This window comes from Actinoalloteichus hymeniacidonis (assembly GCF_014203365.1).
Taxonomy (GTDB): domain Bacteria; phylum Actinomycetota; class Actinomycetes; order Mycobacteriales; family Pseudonocardiaceae; genus Actinoalloteichus_A; species Actinoalloteichus_A hymeniacidonis.
Map to the genome: position 1 here is coordinate 2,209,582 of NZ_JACHIS010000001.1, position 17,077 is coordinate 2,226,658.

Below are 17,077 nucleotides of genomic sequence, written 5' to 3' on the forward strand. Positions count from 1 at the left end.
GTCAACCGGTACCCGAGAGCTCTCGTTGTCGTCTCGGGTCGCCGGATCGGCGAGCTGACAAATCGGCCAACCTCTCCCGATGATTCCGGCCCGGCGTCGATTCGAAATTCGACACCGAGTGGATCATCGCGCTAGCGACGTGGTGCGTCCATCGGTCATTAATCAAACGACCGCTAACACCCAGGCGCCGCCTGCCCGGGAAGATGGCGGATAACATAATCAGTTAAGTACAGCGGACCGACCTTGTCAATACTGGGTGAACGTACAGCGGGAAATCGCCGAGAACAGGCCGCGCCGCGGGCTTTTCAGCGCGTCCGAAGCTCCTTCGAAGCGCCCGGCGGGACCGCTGCGCGGCCCGCCGGGGACGGTGGCGAACGTTCGATCGGCGAGCGCGCCCTCAGCCGACGATGACGACCTCGAGTGTTCGGGGGCCGTGCACGCCCTCGACCCGGTTGAGCTCGATATCGCTGGTCGCCGACGGTCCACTCACGAAGGTCAGCGGCCGCGTCCCGTCCAACCGCGCCAACGCCTCGGGCAACGACACCGCCACCTGATCCGCCCGCACCACGCACAGGTGATAGTCGGGCAGCAGCGTGAGCAGCCGCCTGCCCTGTGCTGCCCCCGCGTCCAACACCAGTGTCCCGGTCTCGGCGATCGCCACGGCGCACCCGGTGAGCACGCCGTCGATGCCGTCCAACTCGTCGATGGTCAGCGCCTGATCGGTGTCCAACCGCCAGGTCACCTCGGGCGCCAGCCACGTCGTCGGCAGATCGACCGGGGCGGCCATCCGGCGGGCGCCACGCGCCGCCAACGAGGATGCGATCCGATCGGGTAGCTCCGCCGCGTCGACCCGATGGACGGTCGCCCGGTAATCCTCGACGCGCTCCGCCAACAAAGCGAGCGGATCGGCCGTGGACCGAGTGCGGTCGTAGTCCCGGGGCACCGTGACCGGGCCGGGCCGATCGGCCAGTGCGGCCCGGATCCGGCCCAACACGGCCGCCTTGGCGGTTGCGCTCGGTTCGGTCGCCTCAGCCACGGGTCCTCCTCCACCACGCCCGGAAGGTCTCCTTCGGCGGCGCAGGCAGATCACGTGAGGCGGTCCACCGCGATCCGGGCCACGGCAGCCCGCTGATCCGCCCGCCCCGACTCAACAGTCGTCCGACACCTGCCGCCTTCTGTGCCGCGGCCCAGCGTCGCGGGTTGCCCATCGCCCAGGCGAGCGCGGACATCGCCGCCGCCTCCGGGGCCGCCTTGCTCTTGGACTCCACGGCCTCGGCCCGCAGATGCACCAGCACCTCGGGAATGTCGATCCGCACCGGACACACCTCGAAGCACGCCCCGCACAGCGACGAGGCGTACGGCAAGGACTTAGCCTGCTCGTCGACGTCCTCGCCGAGCAGCTGCGGGGTCAGGATCGCCCCGATCGGACCGGGATAGACCGACCCATAGGCCGCGCCGCCCGTGCGCTCGTAGACCGGGCACACATTCAGACAGGCAGAGCATCGGATGCAGCGCAGCGCCTGCCTGCCCACCGTGTCGGCAAGCGTGTCGGTGCGGCCGTTGTCCAACAACACCAGGTGGAAGTTCTTCGGCCCGTCCCCGGGAGCGACCCCGGTCCACACCGAGGTATAGGGATTCATCCGCTCCGCAGTGGACGAACGCGGCAGCAATTGGAGGAAGACCTCCAGATCCGACCACGTCGGGACCAGCTTCTCGATCCCCATCACGGTGATCAGCGTCTCCGGCAGCGTCAGACACATCCGACCGTTGCCCTCGGACTCGACCACCACCACCGACCCGCTGTCGGCCACCGCGAAATTCGCCCCCGACACCGCCACCTTCGCGGTGAGGAACTTCTGCCGCAGATGCTTACGGGCCGCCTCGGCGAGTTCCCGAGGCTCGTCGGTGATGTCCTGGTCGACCCCGGGCATCTCCCGGCGGAAGATCTCCCGGATCTCCGAGCGGTTCCGGTGGATCGCGGGCACCAGGATGTGCGACGGACGATCCTCGCCCAGCTGGACGATCAGCTCCGCGAGGTCGGTCTCGACCGCGTGCACACCGCCCTCGGCCAGCGCCTCGTTCAACCCGATCTCGGCAGTGGCCATCGACTTGACCTTGACTACCTCGTCGGCGCCCGCCTCCCGCGTCAGCCGCAGCACGATCGCATTGGCCTCCGCCGCATCCCGGGCCCAGTGCACGACACCGCCGCGCGCGGTGACCGCCGCCTCCAACCGCTCCAGATAGGTGTCGAGGTTGGCCAGCACCTCGTCCTTGATCGCCTCGCCCGCGCGGCGCAGCGGCTCCCAATCCGGCAACTCCGCCACGGCCCCGGCCCGCTTGCCGCGAATCGTGGTGGTCGCATTGCGCAGATTGGTGCGGAGTTGGGTGTCGGCCAGGGCCGTGCGCGCCGCCTTCGGGAAGGTCGGCGTGCCGAGCCAGGTCACGCCACGGCCTGCCATGGCTCCTCCTCGGTGCTGCTCAGGATCTCGGCAAGGTGGACCGGGTTTACCCCGGCGCGCAGCCGGGACAGACCGCCGCCGATGTGCATCAGACAGGAGTTGTCCCCGGCGGTGAGGACCTCGGCTCCGGTTCGGGTGATGCCGCTGATCTTGTCCGCCAACATCGCACTGGAGGTGTCGGAGTTCTTGATCGCGAAGGTGCCACCGAAACCGCAGCAGGACTCGGCCTCGGGCAACTCGACCAATTCCAGACCCCGGACCGCGCGCAGCAGCCGCTGCGGCCGATCCCCGACCTTCAGCATCCGCAATGAATGGCAGGTGGGGTGGTAGGTGACCCGATGGGGGAAGTAGGCGCCGACATCGGTGACCCCGAGGACGTCCACCAGGAACTCCGACAACTCGTGGCTGTAGGACGCGGCTCTGGCGGAACCGAGGAGCTTCGGATAGATCTCCCGCACCATCCCCACACACGAACCGGACGGCGCCACCACCGCGTCGTACTCGGCGAAGATGCGTTCGTAGTCGCCTGCCAGCGCCGTGGCGTGCCTGGGATACCCCGTGTTGTAGTGCATCTGACCGCAGCACGTCTGGGCCTCGGGGAAGTCGACCTCGCACCCGAGACGTTCCAACAACCGCACCACGGCCTGCCCGGTTCGCGGGTACAACGTGTCGGTCACGCACGTCGCGAACAACGCCACCCGCACGCCTACCAGCTCCCTTTGTCCGCTGTCATCCTGCCGGTGTCGTCGAGCTTGTCAGACCACCGGGCGATCAGGCCGCCACCGGGCCGGAAATCGCGCGGCTGAAACCGGCCGGCAGTCGCCCCGGCACCACCGTCGAGGCGTATGCACCCGTCTGGCCGCACCGCCGCCGGGAACGGCGAGACCACTCCGACGGCGGTGACCGATGAGATGGGTGACCGCGTCTGGGACAGATGTGGGTGTGCCTACGGCGGGCCCGGCACGCCGCGTGTCATGGTTTGCTCTGATCGGTCTCGGTCGGCCTGGACTGGGGCAGCTGTCGGGGAGGAGACCGGACATGCGGGCATTGACGGTGACGCCGGGAGAACGCGACTCCCTGCGGGTCGAGGAGGTACCGGAACCGGTACCGGGACCCGACGAACTGCTCGTCGACGGGATCGCGGTCGGCGTGTGCGGGACCGATCGGGAGATCGTGGACGCCGAGTTCGGCCAGGCCCCGCCCGACCGGCAGCGGCTGATCATCGGCCACGAGTCGCTCGGCCGCGTTCGCCAGGCACCGGACGGTGCCGATCTCGCTCCAGGCGACCTGGTCGTCGGCGTGGTCCGCAGACCGGACCCCGAGCCGTGCGGCGCCTGCGCCAGAGGCTACTTCGACATGTGTCGCAATGGCCGCTACACCGAACGCGGCATCCAGGGTCTGGACGGCTATGCCAGCCAGTCCTGGACGCTGGAGACCGACTACGCCGTCCGGCTCGACCCGTCGCTGTCCGAGGTCGGCATGCTGTTGGAGCCGACCAGCGTGGTCGCCAAGGCCTGGGATCAGATCGAGCGAATCGGCAACCGGTCCTGGTTCGATCCCAAGACGGTGCTGATCACCGGAGCCGGACCGATCGGGCTGCTCGCCGCTCTCATCGGCGTCCAACGCGGCCTGGAGGTCCATGTGCTGGACCGGGTCACCGGCGGACCCAAGGTCTCCCTGGTCCAAGACCTCGGCGCCGAGTACCACAACGCCGACATCACGGCGGTCGGCGAGAAGCTCCGGCCCGACATCGTCATCGAGGCCACCGGCGTCGACCGGCTCGTGTGTGGCGCGATGGCGATGACCGCCGAGTACGGCATCGTCTGCCTCACCGGTGTCTCCTCGCCCGGTCGGACCCTGCCCACCGACCTCGGGATGATCAACCGGAGCATCGTGCTGGAGAACGACGCGGTGTTCGGCTCGGTCAACGCGAACCTCAGCCACTACACCCTGGCAGCCGAGGTGCTGGCCTCGGCGGACGCCGGTTGGCTGGAACGATTGATCACCCGACGGCTGCCGCTGGATCGGTTCGCCGAGGCGTTCGAGCACCACGAGGACGACGTGAAGGTCGTCATCGATCTCACCACCTAGGCGGCGGGCGACTCCGCCGGGCTCGACTCTGCCGGGCGCACCGGCCGTCCGCCTTGGCCGGGTCAGGGCAGCCGGGGGTCGGTGCTGGCCGTGACCACACCCCAGAAGGCCGACCGGACATCCCGGCGCGTCTGCTCCTGTTCCTGGAGGTCGATCCCGAGCGCCTGCTCGACGTGGGCTCGAAGACCCTGATCGAGCGCATGGGGGATGCTTGGCCTGCGGGACAGCAGATCCGCGATCTCCTCGCTGGAACTGTTGGCCAGCCAGCGGGCGGTGAACTCGGCCGAGGCCGCTCGCGGCGTGAGCATGGCCTGGAACGGGTTGGTGGCGGTGGCCGACGTCGCTGCGGCCTCCCCCTCGATCGAGAGCGGATCCGACATCGAGACCGGCAGGCTCGGCGGAGCGGGCGGCGGCCGGAGATCGAAGACCGGCGTCAGCTCCTCCTTGGTCAGGCTGTGCAGCCGGTCGGATTCGAAGACCAGTTCCTCGGACTGGTTGTACTTCCCGCTCTCGGCCTCGATCCCGACGAGCACCACCCGGACCCCGTGGTCCTGCGCGGTGCGAACCCCCTCGCGCAGGTCCTCGTCCCCACTGACCAGCAGTACATCGCTGACGGCACCCCGCTGGGCCAGCATGATCATGTCGCGGTAGATGAGGGCGTCGACGCCCTTCTGCTGGCCACTGCCGTTGAGCCTGCCCAGCCGTAGCTTCACGTCGGGCAGCACCGCGATGGCCCGCTGTTCGCTGGTCCGATGCCCGCCCCTGGCAGCGTCGTACCAATAGGTGCGCAGCACCGGGAGCCCGGTCAAGGTCTGCGCGACCGAGTGCATCAGGCCAAGGAAGGGCTCCGGGTTGAGCAGCAGCGCCGAACGGGACGTCGTCTGCCGACACAACCGTCCGCCCTCGGCGTAGAGATAGCCTGCGTCGACGAAGATCGCACATCGATCCATCAGCAGCCCTCTCTACAGGAAAAGGGGCCGCCTGAAGAAATGGCGACCCCCGGCCACTCAACGGAGCAGCCAACGCAATACTGCGCCCGTGGACGCATCGCCATTATCGGCCATCCTTCCACCAGTCTTGTCACCACCCCCGGTTTCTCGCTGATTTGGACGGGACGCCAGGGATTTCACCCGGTTGAACATCCCCACCGACCGGATCGAAGGATTTAGTCGCGCGTATTGGCCTACTCGGCGGGTGGCTTGCGGATCAACCGAGCCTCGCACGCGATGGTCCCGGTGCAGGCCACCTCGATCGAATCCGAGGCGAGAATCGCGGTCCGAACCGGATGCTCAACTCGAGCTGATCGCCCACAGCACACAGCCGTGCGGCGGCAGCGGGGTCCGGCGACTCACCCCCAACCGGACAGGCGTGCCGGAGCCGAGGATGTCGACGACGAGATCGTCGGCGTCCGTACCCAGCTCCGCCGCCTGGACCGTCGAATCCGCCGGGACGTCCCCGAGGTTGAACTGCGCGACGTAGCGGATCCGGCCATCCCCACTCGACGCCGTCCACACCACGAGCTCCCCCTCGCGGCGATGCTGTCGGTTGTCGACGCTGTCCTTGGTGATCGCGAGCAGCGCGTCGTTGGTGAGCAGCCCGAGTGTCCAGTCGTCGTTGCTGGGTAGATCCCCGCCGAACATCAGCGGGGAGCGGGCCATCGCCCAGAGCGCCATCAGGCTGCGCTGCTCGTCGCGGGTCAGCCGGGAGCGTCGATCATCGCCACCGTGGGCCCGGATCCCGATCCGGCCCAGTGGCAGCATGTCGGCGTCGGGCCACCGGCCTTGCCCGGCATGAGGCGCCCACCGCGCCATCCGCTCGAACTGGTCGTAGACCAGCGGCCACCGGTCCCACAGATCGTCGGAGATCCGCCACACATCGCTGTGTTGGACGAGATGATCGAGATGTTCCAGCCCCAGGTCCGTGCCAGGGGAGAGACTGAGCACCATCGGCCTGCCGCTGGCCTCGATCGCCCGGGAGAACGCGGCGATCTCGGCGGCGTGATAGGGGGCGAGCATGTCGTCGGCCTTGACGTAGTCCACGCCCCACTCCGCGAACCGGGCCAGCAGCGAGTCGTAGTAGGCCTGCGCGCCGGGGTGTTCGTGGTCGAGCCCGAGGTTGTCCGGGTTCCACGGACACACGTGATCGTGGTCGGCCACGTCCGCGGCGGTCCAGTCGGTGCCCAGGATCGGCAGCCGTTGCGCGACGGCCTGTCTCGGGATACCGCGCAGGATGTGCAGTCCGAACCGCAGGCCCATCTCGTGGATTCGTGCGGCCAAGGGCGCGAAGCCCGCCCCGTCCGCCGCCGAGGGGAAGCGGTTGACCGAGGGCATGGGACGTCCGTTGGCGTCCAGATCGAGCACGGCGCCCTCGTGATACCCGGCGGTGTCGGCGGTGGGTTCGTACCACTGGATATCCACCACCACGTGATCCCAGCCATGCGGGAGCAGGTGATCGCGTAGGTACCGGGCGTTGGCGAGCACCTCCGCCTCCCGGACCGACCCGCCGTAACAGTCCCAGCTGTTCCACCCCATCGGCGGGGTCGAGGCCGATCGACCCCGCCGGGCTGTGCTGGAGTCCGGTTCGCCTGCCGGATCGTTCTCCGGTGGTGTGCCCATCGCGTACTCCTTCGGTGACCGTCGGCGTTGCTCGCGACCGTGTCTACGAGTGGAGCCGACCGACATGTCGATGGACAACCGCCGGGCGAGTGGCGACGCGTTCGACTCAGGCGGCCTCGGCCAGGATCTGTTCGGACTCGGCCATGAACCGGGCGGCGGCCTCCTCGACGGAGGTTCGGTCGTAGGCGACCTCCTCGTTGATCCGCTGCATCAGCCGTTCGACGCTGGCCCCTCCCGGGGGCGGCGGGGCCGGTGTGTCGCCCAACCGGTCCTCGATGCCGGTCTCGAACTCCTCGATGCGTGCATTCACGTCGTCCAGCTCGGCCGCCTCCCGCTGACCCGTGGTGGCGGGCAGGCCTCGGTTGGCGCCGAAGATCCGACCGGCCCCCGGATCGTTGATCATGAAGTCGACGAGCTGTGCGGCCTCCTCCGGATGATCGCTGCGGGCGGTCACACTCATCAGCATGGACGGCTTGGCGTACAGCCCGAGTTCATCGGTGTCGGTGGGCATCGGTGCCAGGGACAGCTCGTTGCCGTTGGTGTTCTCGGTGCTGGGCAGATAGTTGTCCCAGGCGAACTCCGAGGCGGTGTCGCCGACAGCCAGCGAGGTGGCGGTGACGGCCTGGTCGATCTGACTGAACGGGATGACGATCTCGGCGTCGCGCCATTGCTCGTTGAGGTCCCAGAACGCGACGAGGTCCTCCTCGGTGAACCCGAGTCGACCGTCCTCGGCGTAGGCCTGCTTGCCCTGCTGTCGCAGCCACGCGTCGAACAGATGCAGATGCTCGCCCATGTCGATGCCGCCCCACGGCTCCTGATCGTTGGCCTCGGTCACGGTGCCGATGGCCTCCGCGTAGTCGTCCCAGGTCCAGCCCGCCTCGGGAGTCGCGGCGCCCGCCTCCGCCCAGATCGCGGCGTCGTACTGGAACGACATCACGTTGGTTCCGATGGGAATGGCGTAATAGCCGCCGTCGACCCTGCCCGCCTGATCGAGGCCGCTGATGAGGTCGTCGGTGTTGATCTGCTCCCCGACCAGCGGATCGAGATCGAGCAGCACGCCGCGATCGGCGTACTCGCGTAGGTAGGTGTAGTCCATCTGCACGACGTCGGGTGGATTTCCGCCCGCCGATTCGGTAGCGAGTTTCTGCCAGTAGCTCTCGAAATCCGCGAAGGTGATGGCGACGGAGATGTTCGGGTGCTGTTCCTCGAATAACTCGATCGCCTCGGTGGTGAGCTCCCCGCGATCGGTGTTTCCCCAGAAGGTGTAGGTCAGCTCGACGCGGCCATCGTCGCCCGCCCCGCCTCCGCATCCGGCCGCGACCAACGCGATGCTGAGTAGCCCGCAGGTCACCCCCACTCCTCGGCGGCGGGCGGGTGGCTGTGAAGTCGACGTCACTGTCGTTCCTCCCCGTATTCGCGATGTGTGGCGCTTTCCCGGTCGTCGCGGCGCCGGCCGGCTGATCGGGTAATGCGTCCGCTCATTATTGGGAGACGCAGATCACAGTCAAGATGGAATCGGTTACTTGACCGTCGTATTGGCCGCTACCGGTCGAACGTTGTCCGACATATCGAATCCGCGGATCGGTAAGCCTCCAAGGTGCCGGTGGCGACTCGGACGGCCGGGGTGTCGAGGCTCGGGCCTGCCACCCGAAGAAGGTGAACCTGCTGGGCATCGCGTCGCTCTGATCGGGTGAATTGCTCGCGGCGTGCCCCGATCCGCTCGCTTACGGTGCTGCTGACGCCGCTGCTCGGCAGCAGGCACATCACGGCACCGCTTCGATCGTCGCCAGCGATCGAGCCGAGGTGGCGGACATCGGGGGAGTCGGGAATGAGTGATGGCCGATCGCGCTGGATACGCCGGGCCGGAGTCGCGGTCTGCGTCATGGCCGCTCTGATCCTCAGCGGCGTCCCCGCCCACGCCCGCCAGGACGACACCTTCCGCAATCCCCTTTACGCCCAGGACGGTGCCGACCCGTGGTTGACCTTCCACAATGGCCGGTACTACCTCAGCGGCACCTACAACTCCTCCGAGATCGCGATGCGCAGCGCGCCGACCCTGGCCGGACTGCGCGACGCCGAACCTGTCGTGGTGTGGCGTGGTGACGACCCCTCGCGGTGCTGCTACTTCTGGGCGCCGGAGTTCCGTCTCCTGGACGGACCGAACGGCCGCCGCTGGTACCTGCACTACAGCGCGGGCGTGAGCGGTACGGCCGACCATCAACGGATGCACGTCCTGGAGAGTGCGGGCGACGATCCGATGGGCCCCTACACCTATCGGGGAAAACTCAACCCTCCCGGCGAGGACGTCTGGTCGATCGACGGTAGCTATCTGGAGATCCCCGGTCGGGGCCTGTACTTCCTCTGGTCCGAATGGGGCCCCGACTCGCAGGAGAACTGGATCGCCCCGATGAGCGATCCCTGGACCATCAGCGGTGCCAAACGACTGCTGTCCACCCCGCAGTACTCGTGGGAGACCAGCGGACTACGCGTCAACGAGGCCCCGGTGGCCGTGCAGCACGCGGGGCGCACCCACGTCGTCTACTCCGCCAGCTACTGCGGAACACCGGACTACAAACTGGGGCTGTTGACACTGGTCGGTAGCGACCCACTGTCGCCGGGCGCCTGGGTCAAACATCGTGAGCCGGTGTTCGAACGATCGGACTCCGCCGGGGTGTTCGGGCCGGGTCACAACGGCTTCTTCACCTCCCCGGACGGCACCGAGGACTGGATCGTCTATCACGCCCAGGACCGGGAGTCCGGCGGCTGCGGCCAGGGCCGCACCATCCGGGCCCAGCGCTTCGAGTGGAACCGGGACGGCACCCCGAACTTCGGCAGCCCGGTCGGGCTCGGCGTGGAACTGGCCGCACCCTCCGGTGAGGGCAGGCGGCAGCCGACCTCCGCCGACTTCTCCAGCACGCCGTGGCTGGTCTCCCCGGTGAAGGTCACGGCGGCCGGTCGGCATCGCCGGTCGCTGGACACCATCCGGGTCGACCACCTGGGCTGAGGCGCCGCCCGCCCGATTCGGTGGCTTAATCCGTTGACCTCAACTGTTGTTGAGCTTCTAGTGTCGTGTTGATCACGTGTCCCGCACTGCGCGGGCCGCGATGTCCCCACGAGAAAAGGAGCTCACATGCGGGCTGACGACCCGATCCTGGTGATCGGCGCGACGGGCAACGTCGGCAGACAGGTCGTGACCCAGCTGAACGATCAGGGCGTGCCCGTCCGCGCACTGACCCGCAACCCGGCAACGGCCGGACTCCCGACCGAGGTCGACGTGCGAGAGGGTGATCTCACAGACCAGGCGAGCCTGATTCCAGCGCTGGCCGGGATTCGCGCGGTCTTCCTGGTCTGGCCGCTGGACAACGCCGACCACGCTCCCGAGGTGATCTCGGCGATCGCCGCCCACACCCGACGGATCGTCTATCTGTCCTCCAGCGGCGTCGACGAGCACGCCGAACGACAGGCGGACCCGATCAACCAGTTCCATGCCGATCTCGAGGCCACGATCCAGGCGCAGGATCTCGAATGGACGTTCCTGCGGGCCGGGGGATTCGCCGCCAACGACCTCGGATGGGCGACGGAGATCCGTTCGACGGGCATGGTCCGAGATCCATTCCCCTCGGCCACCCGGGCCGTGCTGCACGAGGCCGATATCGCCGCCGCAGGCATTCGCGCGCTTCTCGGTACGGAACACATCGGCGGCAAACCCGTACTCATCGGCACGGAGACTTTGAGTAACGCCCAGCGGGTGCAGATCATCGGAGAGGTCATCGGCAGGCCGATCCAACTCGAGGAGATCTCCAGACAGGACGCTCGGGAACAGATGCTCGCCGAGGGATGGCCCGCCGATCTGGTCGATGGCCTGCTCGCTGCCCATGCCGAGATGGAGGTGGCAGTGGAGGTGCTCGACGCCACGCTGGTGGAGATCATCGGACGCCCGGCACGCACCTATCGGGAGTGGGTGACCGACCACCTCGCCGACTTCCGCTGAGCACGCCATCGCCTGCCGCCTCGCGATCGACCGGTGCACCAAGATCGCGCCGTAGCGTAGATTGCCGATCACAGTCTGCGAACATGAATGGGGCGAGGTCGGCGATGGACGGAGCACACCCGGACCGATCGGGCACCGACCCCGCAGTCGGCAACTCGGCGGACAACGTGGGCGGCTCGGTGATCCAGGTCGGCACCGTCCACGGTGGGGTGACCGTTGCCCTGCCCGCCCAGCAGATCCCTGTGCCACAGCAGATTCCGCTGGGTGGCCTTGGCCGGTTCGTCAACCGTGTCGCCGAGTTGTCCGCGGTCGACGAGGTTCTCGGCGACGCGGGAGCGGACTCGGCGTGGATCGTGGTCCTCACCGGCCTTGCGGGCGTCGGCAAGAGCGCGCTGGCCCGCCGGTGGTCGCGCGATGCGCGGGATCGCTTCCCCGGCGGTCAGCTCTACATCGACTACTCCACTCGCCGCACCGAGGCGGGCACCGCCGTCTCCGACGCCGTGGGCGAGTGTCTCCGTGCCCTCGGAGTCCATCCCGAACACATTCCTCCCGGGCTGGCCGAGCGGACCGCGTTGTACCGGACCAAGACGGCGAACCGTCCGGTCCTGGTACTGCTCGACGACGTCACCGAGGTCGCCCACGTCGAGCCATTGGTGCCCAACAGCCCGGGCAGCGCGGTGGTCGTCACCTGCACCGAACGTCTCAGCGAGGCGGCCTTCGAGACCGATGCGCGCGTCGTGGTGCTCGATCCGCTCGACGGTGCGGGCGGTGTGCAGCTGCTCTCCCAGCTCTGTGGAGCATCCCGGGTGGCCGAGGAACCGGCGGCGGCCGAGCAATTGGTCCGGCTCTGCGGCGGACTGCCCATCGCACTGCGGGTCGTGGCCGCCCGGCTGGTCGCCAGACCACAGCTGAACCTTGCCGACCTGGTGACCGAGCTGTCCGACGAGCGCAGCAGGCTGCGTGCCCTGTCAGCGAGAGGAGAGCGCACGGTGTCCACCGTTTTCGAACATTCCTATCGAGGCCTGTCCACCGAGGCCGCCCTGATGTACCGACGGCTCGCCCTGTTGCCGGGGCCGGACTGCACCCTCGACACCGCGACCCTGGCCGCCGATGTCGACGAACAGACCGCCCGGGCCGCGCTGGCCGCGTTGCTCGACGCGAACCTCCTCACCGAACAACCCGACGAGCGGTACCGGCTGCATGATCTGTTGCGATTGCACGCCGCCGAACGAGCAGCGCAGGAGGAGCCCGAACGCGCCAACCTACTCGCGCTGCTACGCGCCTCCGCTGAGATCGGTTGGGACGAGCGTGCCTGGCAACTCGCCGAGGCGATCGTGCCCCTCTACCTGAACCGGCGGAATCTCGAAGACTGGATCGAGTCCAGCGAGATCGGAGCCGACGCCGCTCGCCGCGTCGGTCACCCGGCGGCCGAGGCCAGACTGCGCAGCCTGGTCTCCCGCGCCTACACCGACCTCGGCGAGCACGAACGGGCAGGCACGGAGCTGTCGAAGGCGCTGGAGTTGGCCGAGTCGGCCGGTGGTCGGCGGCTGCTCGCCTCGGTTTGGGAGTTCCTCGGCAGGCACCGAGACATCGTGGACCCGTCCGGGGCGATCGAGGCCTATCGGCGCTCCATCGAGCTGAACGTGGCGGTCGGCGAGCCGAGGGGTGCGGCACTGGGACGGTACTTCCTGGGCCGCACCCTGCAGGCGACCAACCGCCCCGGCGAGGCTCTCGGCGAGCTCTACGCGGCCAGGGACAGCCTTGCCGCACTGGGCGATCGGCGGATGACCGCTCGGGTACTCGTCGCTCTGGGGCTGCTGCATACCGCGATCGGCGATGACGAACTCGCGGAGGCGGAACTGACCGAGGCCGCCGACACCTTCGTCGAACGCGGCGCCGTGCATTACGAGGCGGCTGCCCGCCGGGCACTGGCCGACCTCGCCGAGCAACGGCAGGACCGGGCAGGCGCCCATCGCCAGCTCACCCGACTACTGGCCATCGAGATCGAGACCGGCGGTCCCGAGGTGGCGGTAGTGCAGGCGCGGTTGGCGCGGCTCACGGACTGAACCGACTCGACGGTGCTGCATTGCCCTGCTGCCGGGACAGCGGACGGTGGGGTCAGCACCGTTGCCAGCGCAGTCGATACGTCATCGCCGCGACGCGCAGCTCGACCGCGCCTGCGTCGAGTCGTCCTGCCACCAGCATCGAATACGCCGCGGACGCGGCGAGCCTCGGATCGATCCGAGGTGCTCCGGTGAGTAGGAGACAGCGGCCATCCCGTAGCGCGATGTGACAGCCCTCGTCCACGGCGGTTGCCGCGATCCGGGCGCCGGGATGGCGGCGCAGCGTCTCGGTGAGCCACCCCTCCGCCGAACGGCGATCCGACGCCTGCGGCCCCGGCGCCCGGACCACCACGGCCGCGTCCGCGAACAACCGGAGATTCGGCTCATCCGAGCCGACCAGCAGATGCCGGGAGTCCGAGGCGGGCAGCGCGGGACGGTTGCCTCGGACCGAAGCCGGAATGCGGTGCAGGCTCAGGGTCGTCGGCGCGACCAACGTCGCGAACACCTCGAAGGAACATACCGGCCGCACCACGGGCACCGGATCCGGTGCGGCATCCAGAATCGGCTCGTGGTCGGGTTCCGCGAGATTAAGCAGGCCGTAGCAGCGCATCCGCAGCAGGTCGACTCCCCGACCGGGCGCCGCGAAGATCCGGCCGGTCAATTGCCGGAATCGCCGTGGATCGTGGGTCGCGATCGCCTTGTCGAGCTGTTCGCGCAACCCCTGCGTCGGATCCAGCCGATCGGCGCGGCCGCCGAGTTCGGCCAACGGTGTGTCGGGGACGACCTCGTCGCCGAAGGCGCCCAGCAGCAGGGGCGTGCCCAGCGCGGCGCCATAGAGACTCACCGAACCGTGATCGCCGATCAACACATCGGCCGCCACCAACGTCGCATGCCAGCCCGAGGTGGGCGGTAGTAATCGCAGTCCCGCACGTAACGCCGAGTCGCACCACTGACCGAGCTGCCAACCGCCATGCCACGTCCATACGTTGGGATGCACGATGGCGGCCACCCGGTACTCATCGACCGGAAGCTCCGCGAGTAACCGATCCAACAGCTCCGGTCGGCCGCCCAGCAACGACCGCGTGCCCCAGGTCGAGGACACCGCGACCAGCCGGTGATCGGGCGAGACGCCCAGCGACTCCCGATAGCGTTCCCGCCTGGCGGTACTGCCCACCATCGCGTCGTGGCTGAGATCGCCGATCAACGTCGTCCGACCCACCGTCCGAGGCGAGGCTGCGGCGAGCTGCTCGGCCTGCGCGGGATGAGTGATCGCCAGCGTCACCCGAGGATCGGCGAGCACCTCCTCGGACACCAGCCCGGACAGTCGGGTGTTCGCCGAATCGACCTCGGGCACGTACTTGTGGAAGCCGATGCCATGGGGCAGCACCAGGATCGGCGCGGCGGTCACCCTGGTGAGATCCACCTTCTCGCTGGCCGTGATCACCAGGTCGTATCGCAGCTCGCCGACCGACTCCCAGGGCACCAGCCGTGCGCACCGGGCCCGGAGTAGCTCCACGACGTCGGCGGAGAACCGGGAGGCGGCATGCACGGTGAACACCACCTGCACCCGAGGGTCACCGAGGAAGACGGCGGTGGCCTCCAACAGCCGGATGGCCGAGGTCAGCGTGCGGGCGACGGCCAGTACCGTGCGTTCCGGCCGGAAGGTCTGCCATCGAGCCGCATCGGGGGCGGCGGGACCGTGCGATCGATACTCATCCACGGCTTATCGCTCGGTCGTCGCAGCGTCGATCGGGCCATCGGGCCATCGGGCCATCGGGCCATCGGGCCATCGGGCCATCGGGCCATCGGGCCATCGGGCCATCGGGCCATCGGGCCATCGGGCCATCGGGCCATCGGGCCAAGTTGTTAATCATAGCGGAGGTGCGTGTGCCTGCCGAGACATCGGATACCGATCCGATGGTGCGATTCATCAGGCCACCACCTCATCGGTTCGAGCGTCGACGTGGTGGCACTCTAACCAAGGAGACCGGCTCCGCGGGCGCACTGCCCGCCCGCTGGCACGAGGCCCCCCGAGTGCATGCCGACTCGTCGGACTCAGTCGAGGTCCCGTGCCCGTGCCGAAGCCTCCACATCCAGATATCCGGCGCTGACCCGCCAGAGCGCATCGGCCACCGGTTCGAGTTTCCCCGGCTTGAAGCGGCGGTCCTCGTAATGCCGGGTCCGCTCCCCGAGCGCGGCCAGGCTCACCGCGAGCTCGGCGTCCACCCGATCCCGGTACTCCTGTGCGGGGGGCCGCGACGGGCCGGATCTCCGAGCCCCGACCGGCCCGCAGTGCCTCCAGCGCATCCTGGCGGATGCCGTCGTCCGCGTTCCACAACAACACCGGTCGGTCGATCCGGTGATTCCAGACCGGGGCATGCTTCGAACGCCAGCGGGCGATGACAGGGCTCTTCGCCAACCTCGTCGCGTTGGACCAATGCTGCGCGCCGCTCGGTTCGTCGAGCCACGGGATCGCCTCGACGGGCCGGTCGACGACCAACGCCACGGCAACCGCGTCGAGATCCCGCTGCGCACCGAGGACGTCGCCGAAGGCCCACAGCTCTTCGACCCGGAGCGGGAAGATCGAGGTCGGCTTGGTGATCATGTCGGCGCAGGTCTGTGCGAGCGTCTCCAGATGCCACACGGCGCGGGTCCATTTCACGCAGGCCATCCTGCCGGACGGCGATGTGATCGGTCGCCGTCGCATCCTCAGGAGCAATGCCGAAGCGATGGGCGGTGCCGGGGTCCCCTTCGCATCAGTCCCGACGCCGACGATCACCATGCCGTCGCACCGCGACCGAGGTCGCGGGCGTACCCGCTTCCTCGCCGGTCTCCTGCTCCGCTTTGTGCAACCGGGTCCACATTCCTTCTCGGCCGGCTCGTCTACCCTGGGTGCCCATCACCCAGCCGGGCGGCCAGCTGTGGGCGCGTCCGTCGTCGGTTCGGGCCCAGGCCTCCTTACACGAGGTGACGGTGCACAGCACTCGATCGAACCGGCTGCCGCCGTCGAAAGAGGCCTTGTCGAAGGTCACGGCGCCTACGAAGGCGGTTTCGACGAAGACGGCGTTGCTGGTGAACCGCGCCTTGGTGAACCACGCCTCGCCCGCGAAGACCGCATCGTCGAACCGGGCATTGCCGGTGAAGACGGCATTGGAGAAATCCGCCTGATGTAGAACACAACCGACGAAGTCGAAGTTGATCAGATTGGCTCGGTTCAGATCGAGATCGAACCTGCCCGGCCAGTGCCGGGGATTCACCATCGCGGTGGCGGCCGAGCCATCGGCCGCTCGCAGCCGGTCGGCGAGCAGTCGTTGCGCGGTCAACCGGACCACGCGTTCCTGCGCGCGTTCCTCGTCGTCGGCGAGCTGTTCGGCTGTGGGGTTCTCCGGCATCGAACCGGGTTCCCGAAACGGCATCCGAAGGTAGGAGCACAGTAGGTCGATCACGGTTTGCCGGTGTTCGGGATTCCCATCGCCGAGCCGGTCGAGAGCTTGGAGCGCCCCCAATCGCACCGGTGCCTTTTCCGAGCCGAGCTGTTCGACGGCTTTGAGTTGTAGTTCGGTCACGCGACGCTCGGCGGCATCGAACCGATTCTCCTCGGCGACCGCCTCGGTGGAGCGTTGCCGCCGGACCGCCAACAGCAGGGCGAACACGGCCCCTACGCCGCCCGCCGCCGTCAGCCCGGTGCGCACGGCCTCGTTCTGGGCGGTGACGCGATCGTTGCCGGTGAGAGTCTCGGCGCGCTGCCATTGCCAGCCGCCGAGCCCGATCCCCACCGACAGCACGACCACAGAACACAGACCGACGACCCACCACGACAACGGCCGTAAGCGGCTCCTCCGGCGACTCGGGGTCGCA

Annotated in this window: 13 protein-coding genes and 1 pseudogene; 4 read left to right on the forward strand and 10 right to left on the reverse strand. The window is 68.4% G+C overall.

Annotated features, from left to right (window positions below):
• Positions 1 to 397: 397 nt before the first annotated feature.
• Genes BKA25_RS09780 through BKA25_RS09790 form a run of 3 tightly spaced genes read right to left on the reverse strand, consistent with a single transcriptional unit; the run spans position 398 to position 3,157 of the window.
• On the reverse strand, positions 398 to 1,036 hold the full coding sequence (locus BKA25_RS09780) for a LutC/YkgG family protein (protein ID WP_069850444.1): 639 nt from the start codon (positions 1,034 to 1,036) through the stop codon (positions 398 to 400).
• Complete coding sequence (locus BKA25_RS09785; RefSeq protein WP_069850442.1) at positions 1,029 to 2,459, reverse strand: LutB/LldF family L-lactate oxidation iron-sulfur protein; 1,431 nt, start codon at positions 2,457 to 2,459, stop codon at positions 1,029 to 1,031. Before BKA25_RS09785 ends, BKA25_RS09780 begins: the two co-directional genes overlap by 8 nt.
• Positions 2,441 to 3,157, reverse strand: coding sequence for a (Fe-S)-binding protein (locus tag BKA25_RS09790; protein WP_069853825.1), 717 nt, complete (start codon positions 3,155 to 3,157; stop codon positions 2,441 to 2,443). Before BKA25_RS09790 ends, BKA25_RS09785 begins: the two co-directional genes overlap by 19 nt.
• 340 nt (positions 3,158 to 3,497) lie before the next feature.
• On the opposite strand from BKA25_RS09790, the gene BKA25_RS09795 reads away from it, so the two are divergent.
• The gene (locus tag BKA25_RS09795) at positions 3,498 to 4,550 is read left to right on the forward strand and encodes a glucose 1-dehydrogenase (RefSeq protein WP_069850438.1); all 1,053 of its coding nucleotides are present in this window, start codon (positions 3,498 to 3,500) and stop codon (positions 4,548 to 4,550) included.
• A gap of 62 nt (positions 4,551 to 4,612) precedes the next feature.
• Here the strand turns inward: BKA25_RS09795 and BKA25_RS09800 are convergent, their stop codons facing one another.
• From BKA25_RS09800 to BKA25_RS09810, 3 genes are all read right to left on the reverse strand, one after another.
• A complete protein-coding gene (locus BKA25_RS09800; RefSeq protein WP_069850437.1) occupies positions 4,613 to 5,500 on the reverse strand; it encodes an NYN domain-containing protein in 888 nt (295 codons plus the stop codon).
• A 339-nt stretch (positions 5,501 to 5,839) separates the two neighbouring features.
• Positions 5,840 to 7,165 (reverse strand): glycoside hydrolase family 27 protein, encoded by a 1,326-nt coding sequence (locus BKA25_RS09805; protein WP_216637743.1) that lies wholly within the window; start codon positions 7,163 to 7,165, stop codon positions 5,840 to 5,842.
• A 106-nt stretch (positions 7,166 to 7,271) separates the two neighbouring features.
• A complete protein-coding gene (locus tag BKA25_RS09810; protein ID WP_172803824.1) occupies positions 7,272 to 8,561 on the reverse strand; it encodes an ABC transporter substrate-binding protein in 1,290 nt (429 codons plus the stop codon).
• Between the two features lie 432 nt (positions 8,562 to 8,993).
• On the opposite strand from BKA25_RS09810, the gene BKA25_RS09815 reads away from it, so the two are divergent.
• The 3 genes from BKA25_RS09815 to BKA25_RS09825 all read left to right on the forward strand — a co-directional run bounded on the left by BKA25_RS09815 (position 8,994) and on the right by BKA25_RS09825 (position 13,222).
• Positions 8,994 to 10,169 (forward strand): glycoside hydrolase family 43 protein, encoded by a 1,176-nt coding sequence (locus BKA25_RS09815; protein ID WP_084643181.1) that lies wholly within the window; start codon positions 8,994 to 8,996, stop codon positions 10,167 to 10,169.
• A gap of 126 nt (positions 10,170 to 10,295) precedes the next feature.
• Complete coding sequence (locus BKA25_RS09820) at positions 10,296 to 11,156, forward strand: NAD(P)H-binding protein (RefSeq protein ID WP_069850429.1); 861 nt, start codon at positions 10,296 to 10,298, stop codon at positions 11,154 to 11,156.
• A gap of 83 nt (positions 11,157 to 11,239) precedes the next feature.
• Positions 11,240 to 13,222, forward strand: coding sequence for an AAA family ATPase (locus BKA25_RS09825; protein WP_184285084.1), 1,983 nt, complete (start codon positions 11,240 to 11,242; stop codon positions 13,220 to 13,222).
• Positions 13,223 to 13,274: 52 nt separating this feature from the next.
• On the opposite strand, the gene BKA25_RS09830 is transcribed toward BKA25_RS09825, so the two are convergent.
• The 4 genes and pseudogenes from BKA25_RS09830 to BKA25_RS09840 form a co-directional block, all read right to left on the reverse strand.
• Entirely contained in the window at positions 13,275 to 14,939 is a 1,665-nt protein-coding gene (locus BKA25_RS09830) for a hypothetical protein (protein ID WP_069850426.1), read from the reverse strand.
• A 335-nt stretch (positions 14,940 to 15,274) separates the two neighbouring features.
• Complete coding sequence (locus BKA25_RS28710) at positions 15,275 to 15,598, reverse strand: DUF7711 family protein (protein ID WP_446323461.1); 324 nt, start codon at positions 15,596 to 15,598, stop codon at positions 15,275 to 15,277.
• Positions 15,483 to 16,001: pseudogene (locus BKA25_RS28715) on the reverse strand (DUF7711 family protein); the annotation flags it as partial. The gene BKA25_RS28710 and the pseudogene BKA25_RS28715, both read right to left, overlap by 116 nt.
• Entirely contained in the window at positions 15,976 to 17,040 is a 1,065-nt protein-coding gene (locus tag BKA25_RS09840) for a pentapeptide repeat-containing protein (protein WP_172803823.1), read from the reverse strand. The pseudogene BKA25_RS28715 and the gene BKA25_RS09840, both read right to left, overlap by 26 nt.
• Between the last annotated feature and the right edge of the window lie 37 nt (positions 17,041 to 17,077).

Coding starts and splice junctions, on each gene's coding strand:
- BKA25_RS09785 (WP_069850442.1), bottom strand. CDS start 2,459: ATGGCAGGCCGTGGCGTGACCTGGCTCGGCACGCCGACCTTCCCGAAG.
- BKA25_RS09795 (WP_069850438.1), top strand. CDS start 3,498: ATGCGGGCATTGACGGTGACGCCGGGAGAACGCGACTCCCTGCGGGTC.
- BKA25_RS09800 (WP_069850437.1), bottom strand. CDS start 5,500: ATGGATCGATGTGCGATCTTCGTCGACGCAGGCTATCTCTACGCCGAG.
- BKA25_RS09805 (WP_216637743.1), bottom strand. CDS start 7,165: ATGGGCACACCACCGGAGAACGATCCGGCAGGCGAACCGGACTCCAGC.
- BKA25_RS09815 (WP_084643181.1), top strand. CDS start 8,994: ATGAGTGATGGCCGATCGCGCTGGATACGCCGGGCCGGAGTCGCGGTC.
- BKA25_RS09820 (WP_069850429.1), top strand. CDS start 10,296: ATGCGGGCTGACGACCCGATCCTGGTGATCGGCGCGACGGGCAACGTC.
- BKA25_RS09825 (WP_184285084.1), top strand. CDS start 11,240: ATGAATGGGGCGAGGTCGGCGATGGACGGAGCACACCCGGACCGATCG.
- BKA25_RS28710 (WP_446323461.1), bottom strand. CDS start 15,598: ATGCCCCGGTCTGGAATCACCGGATCGACCGACCGGTGTTGTTGTGGA.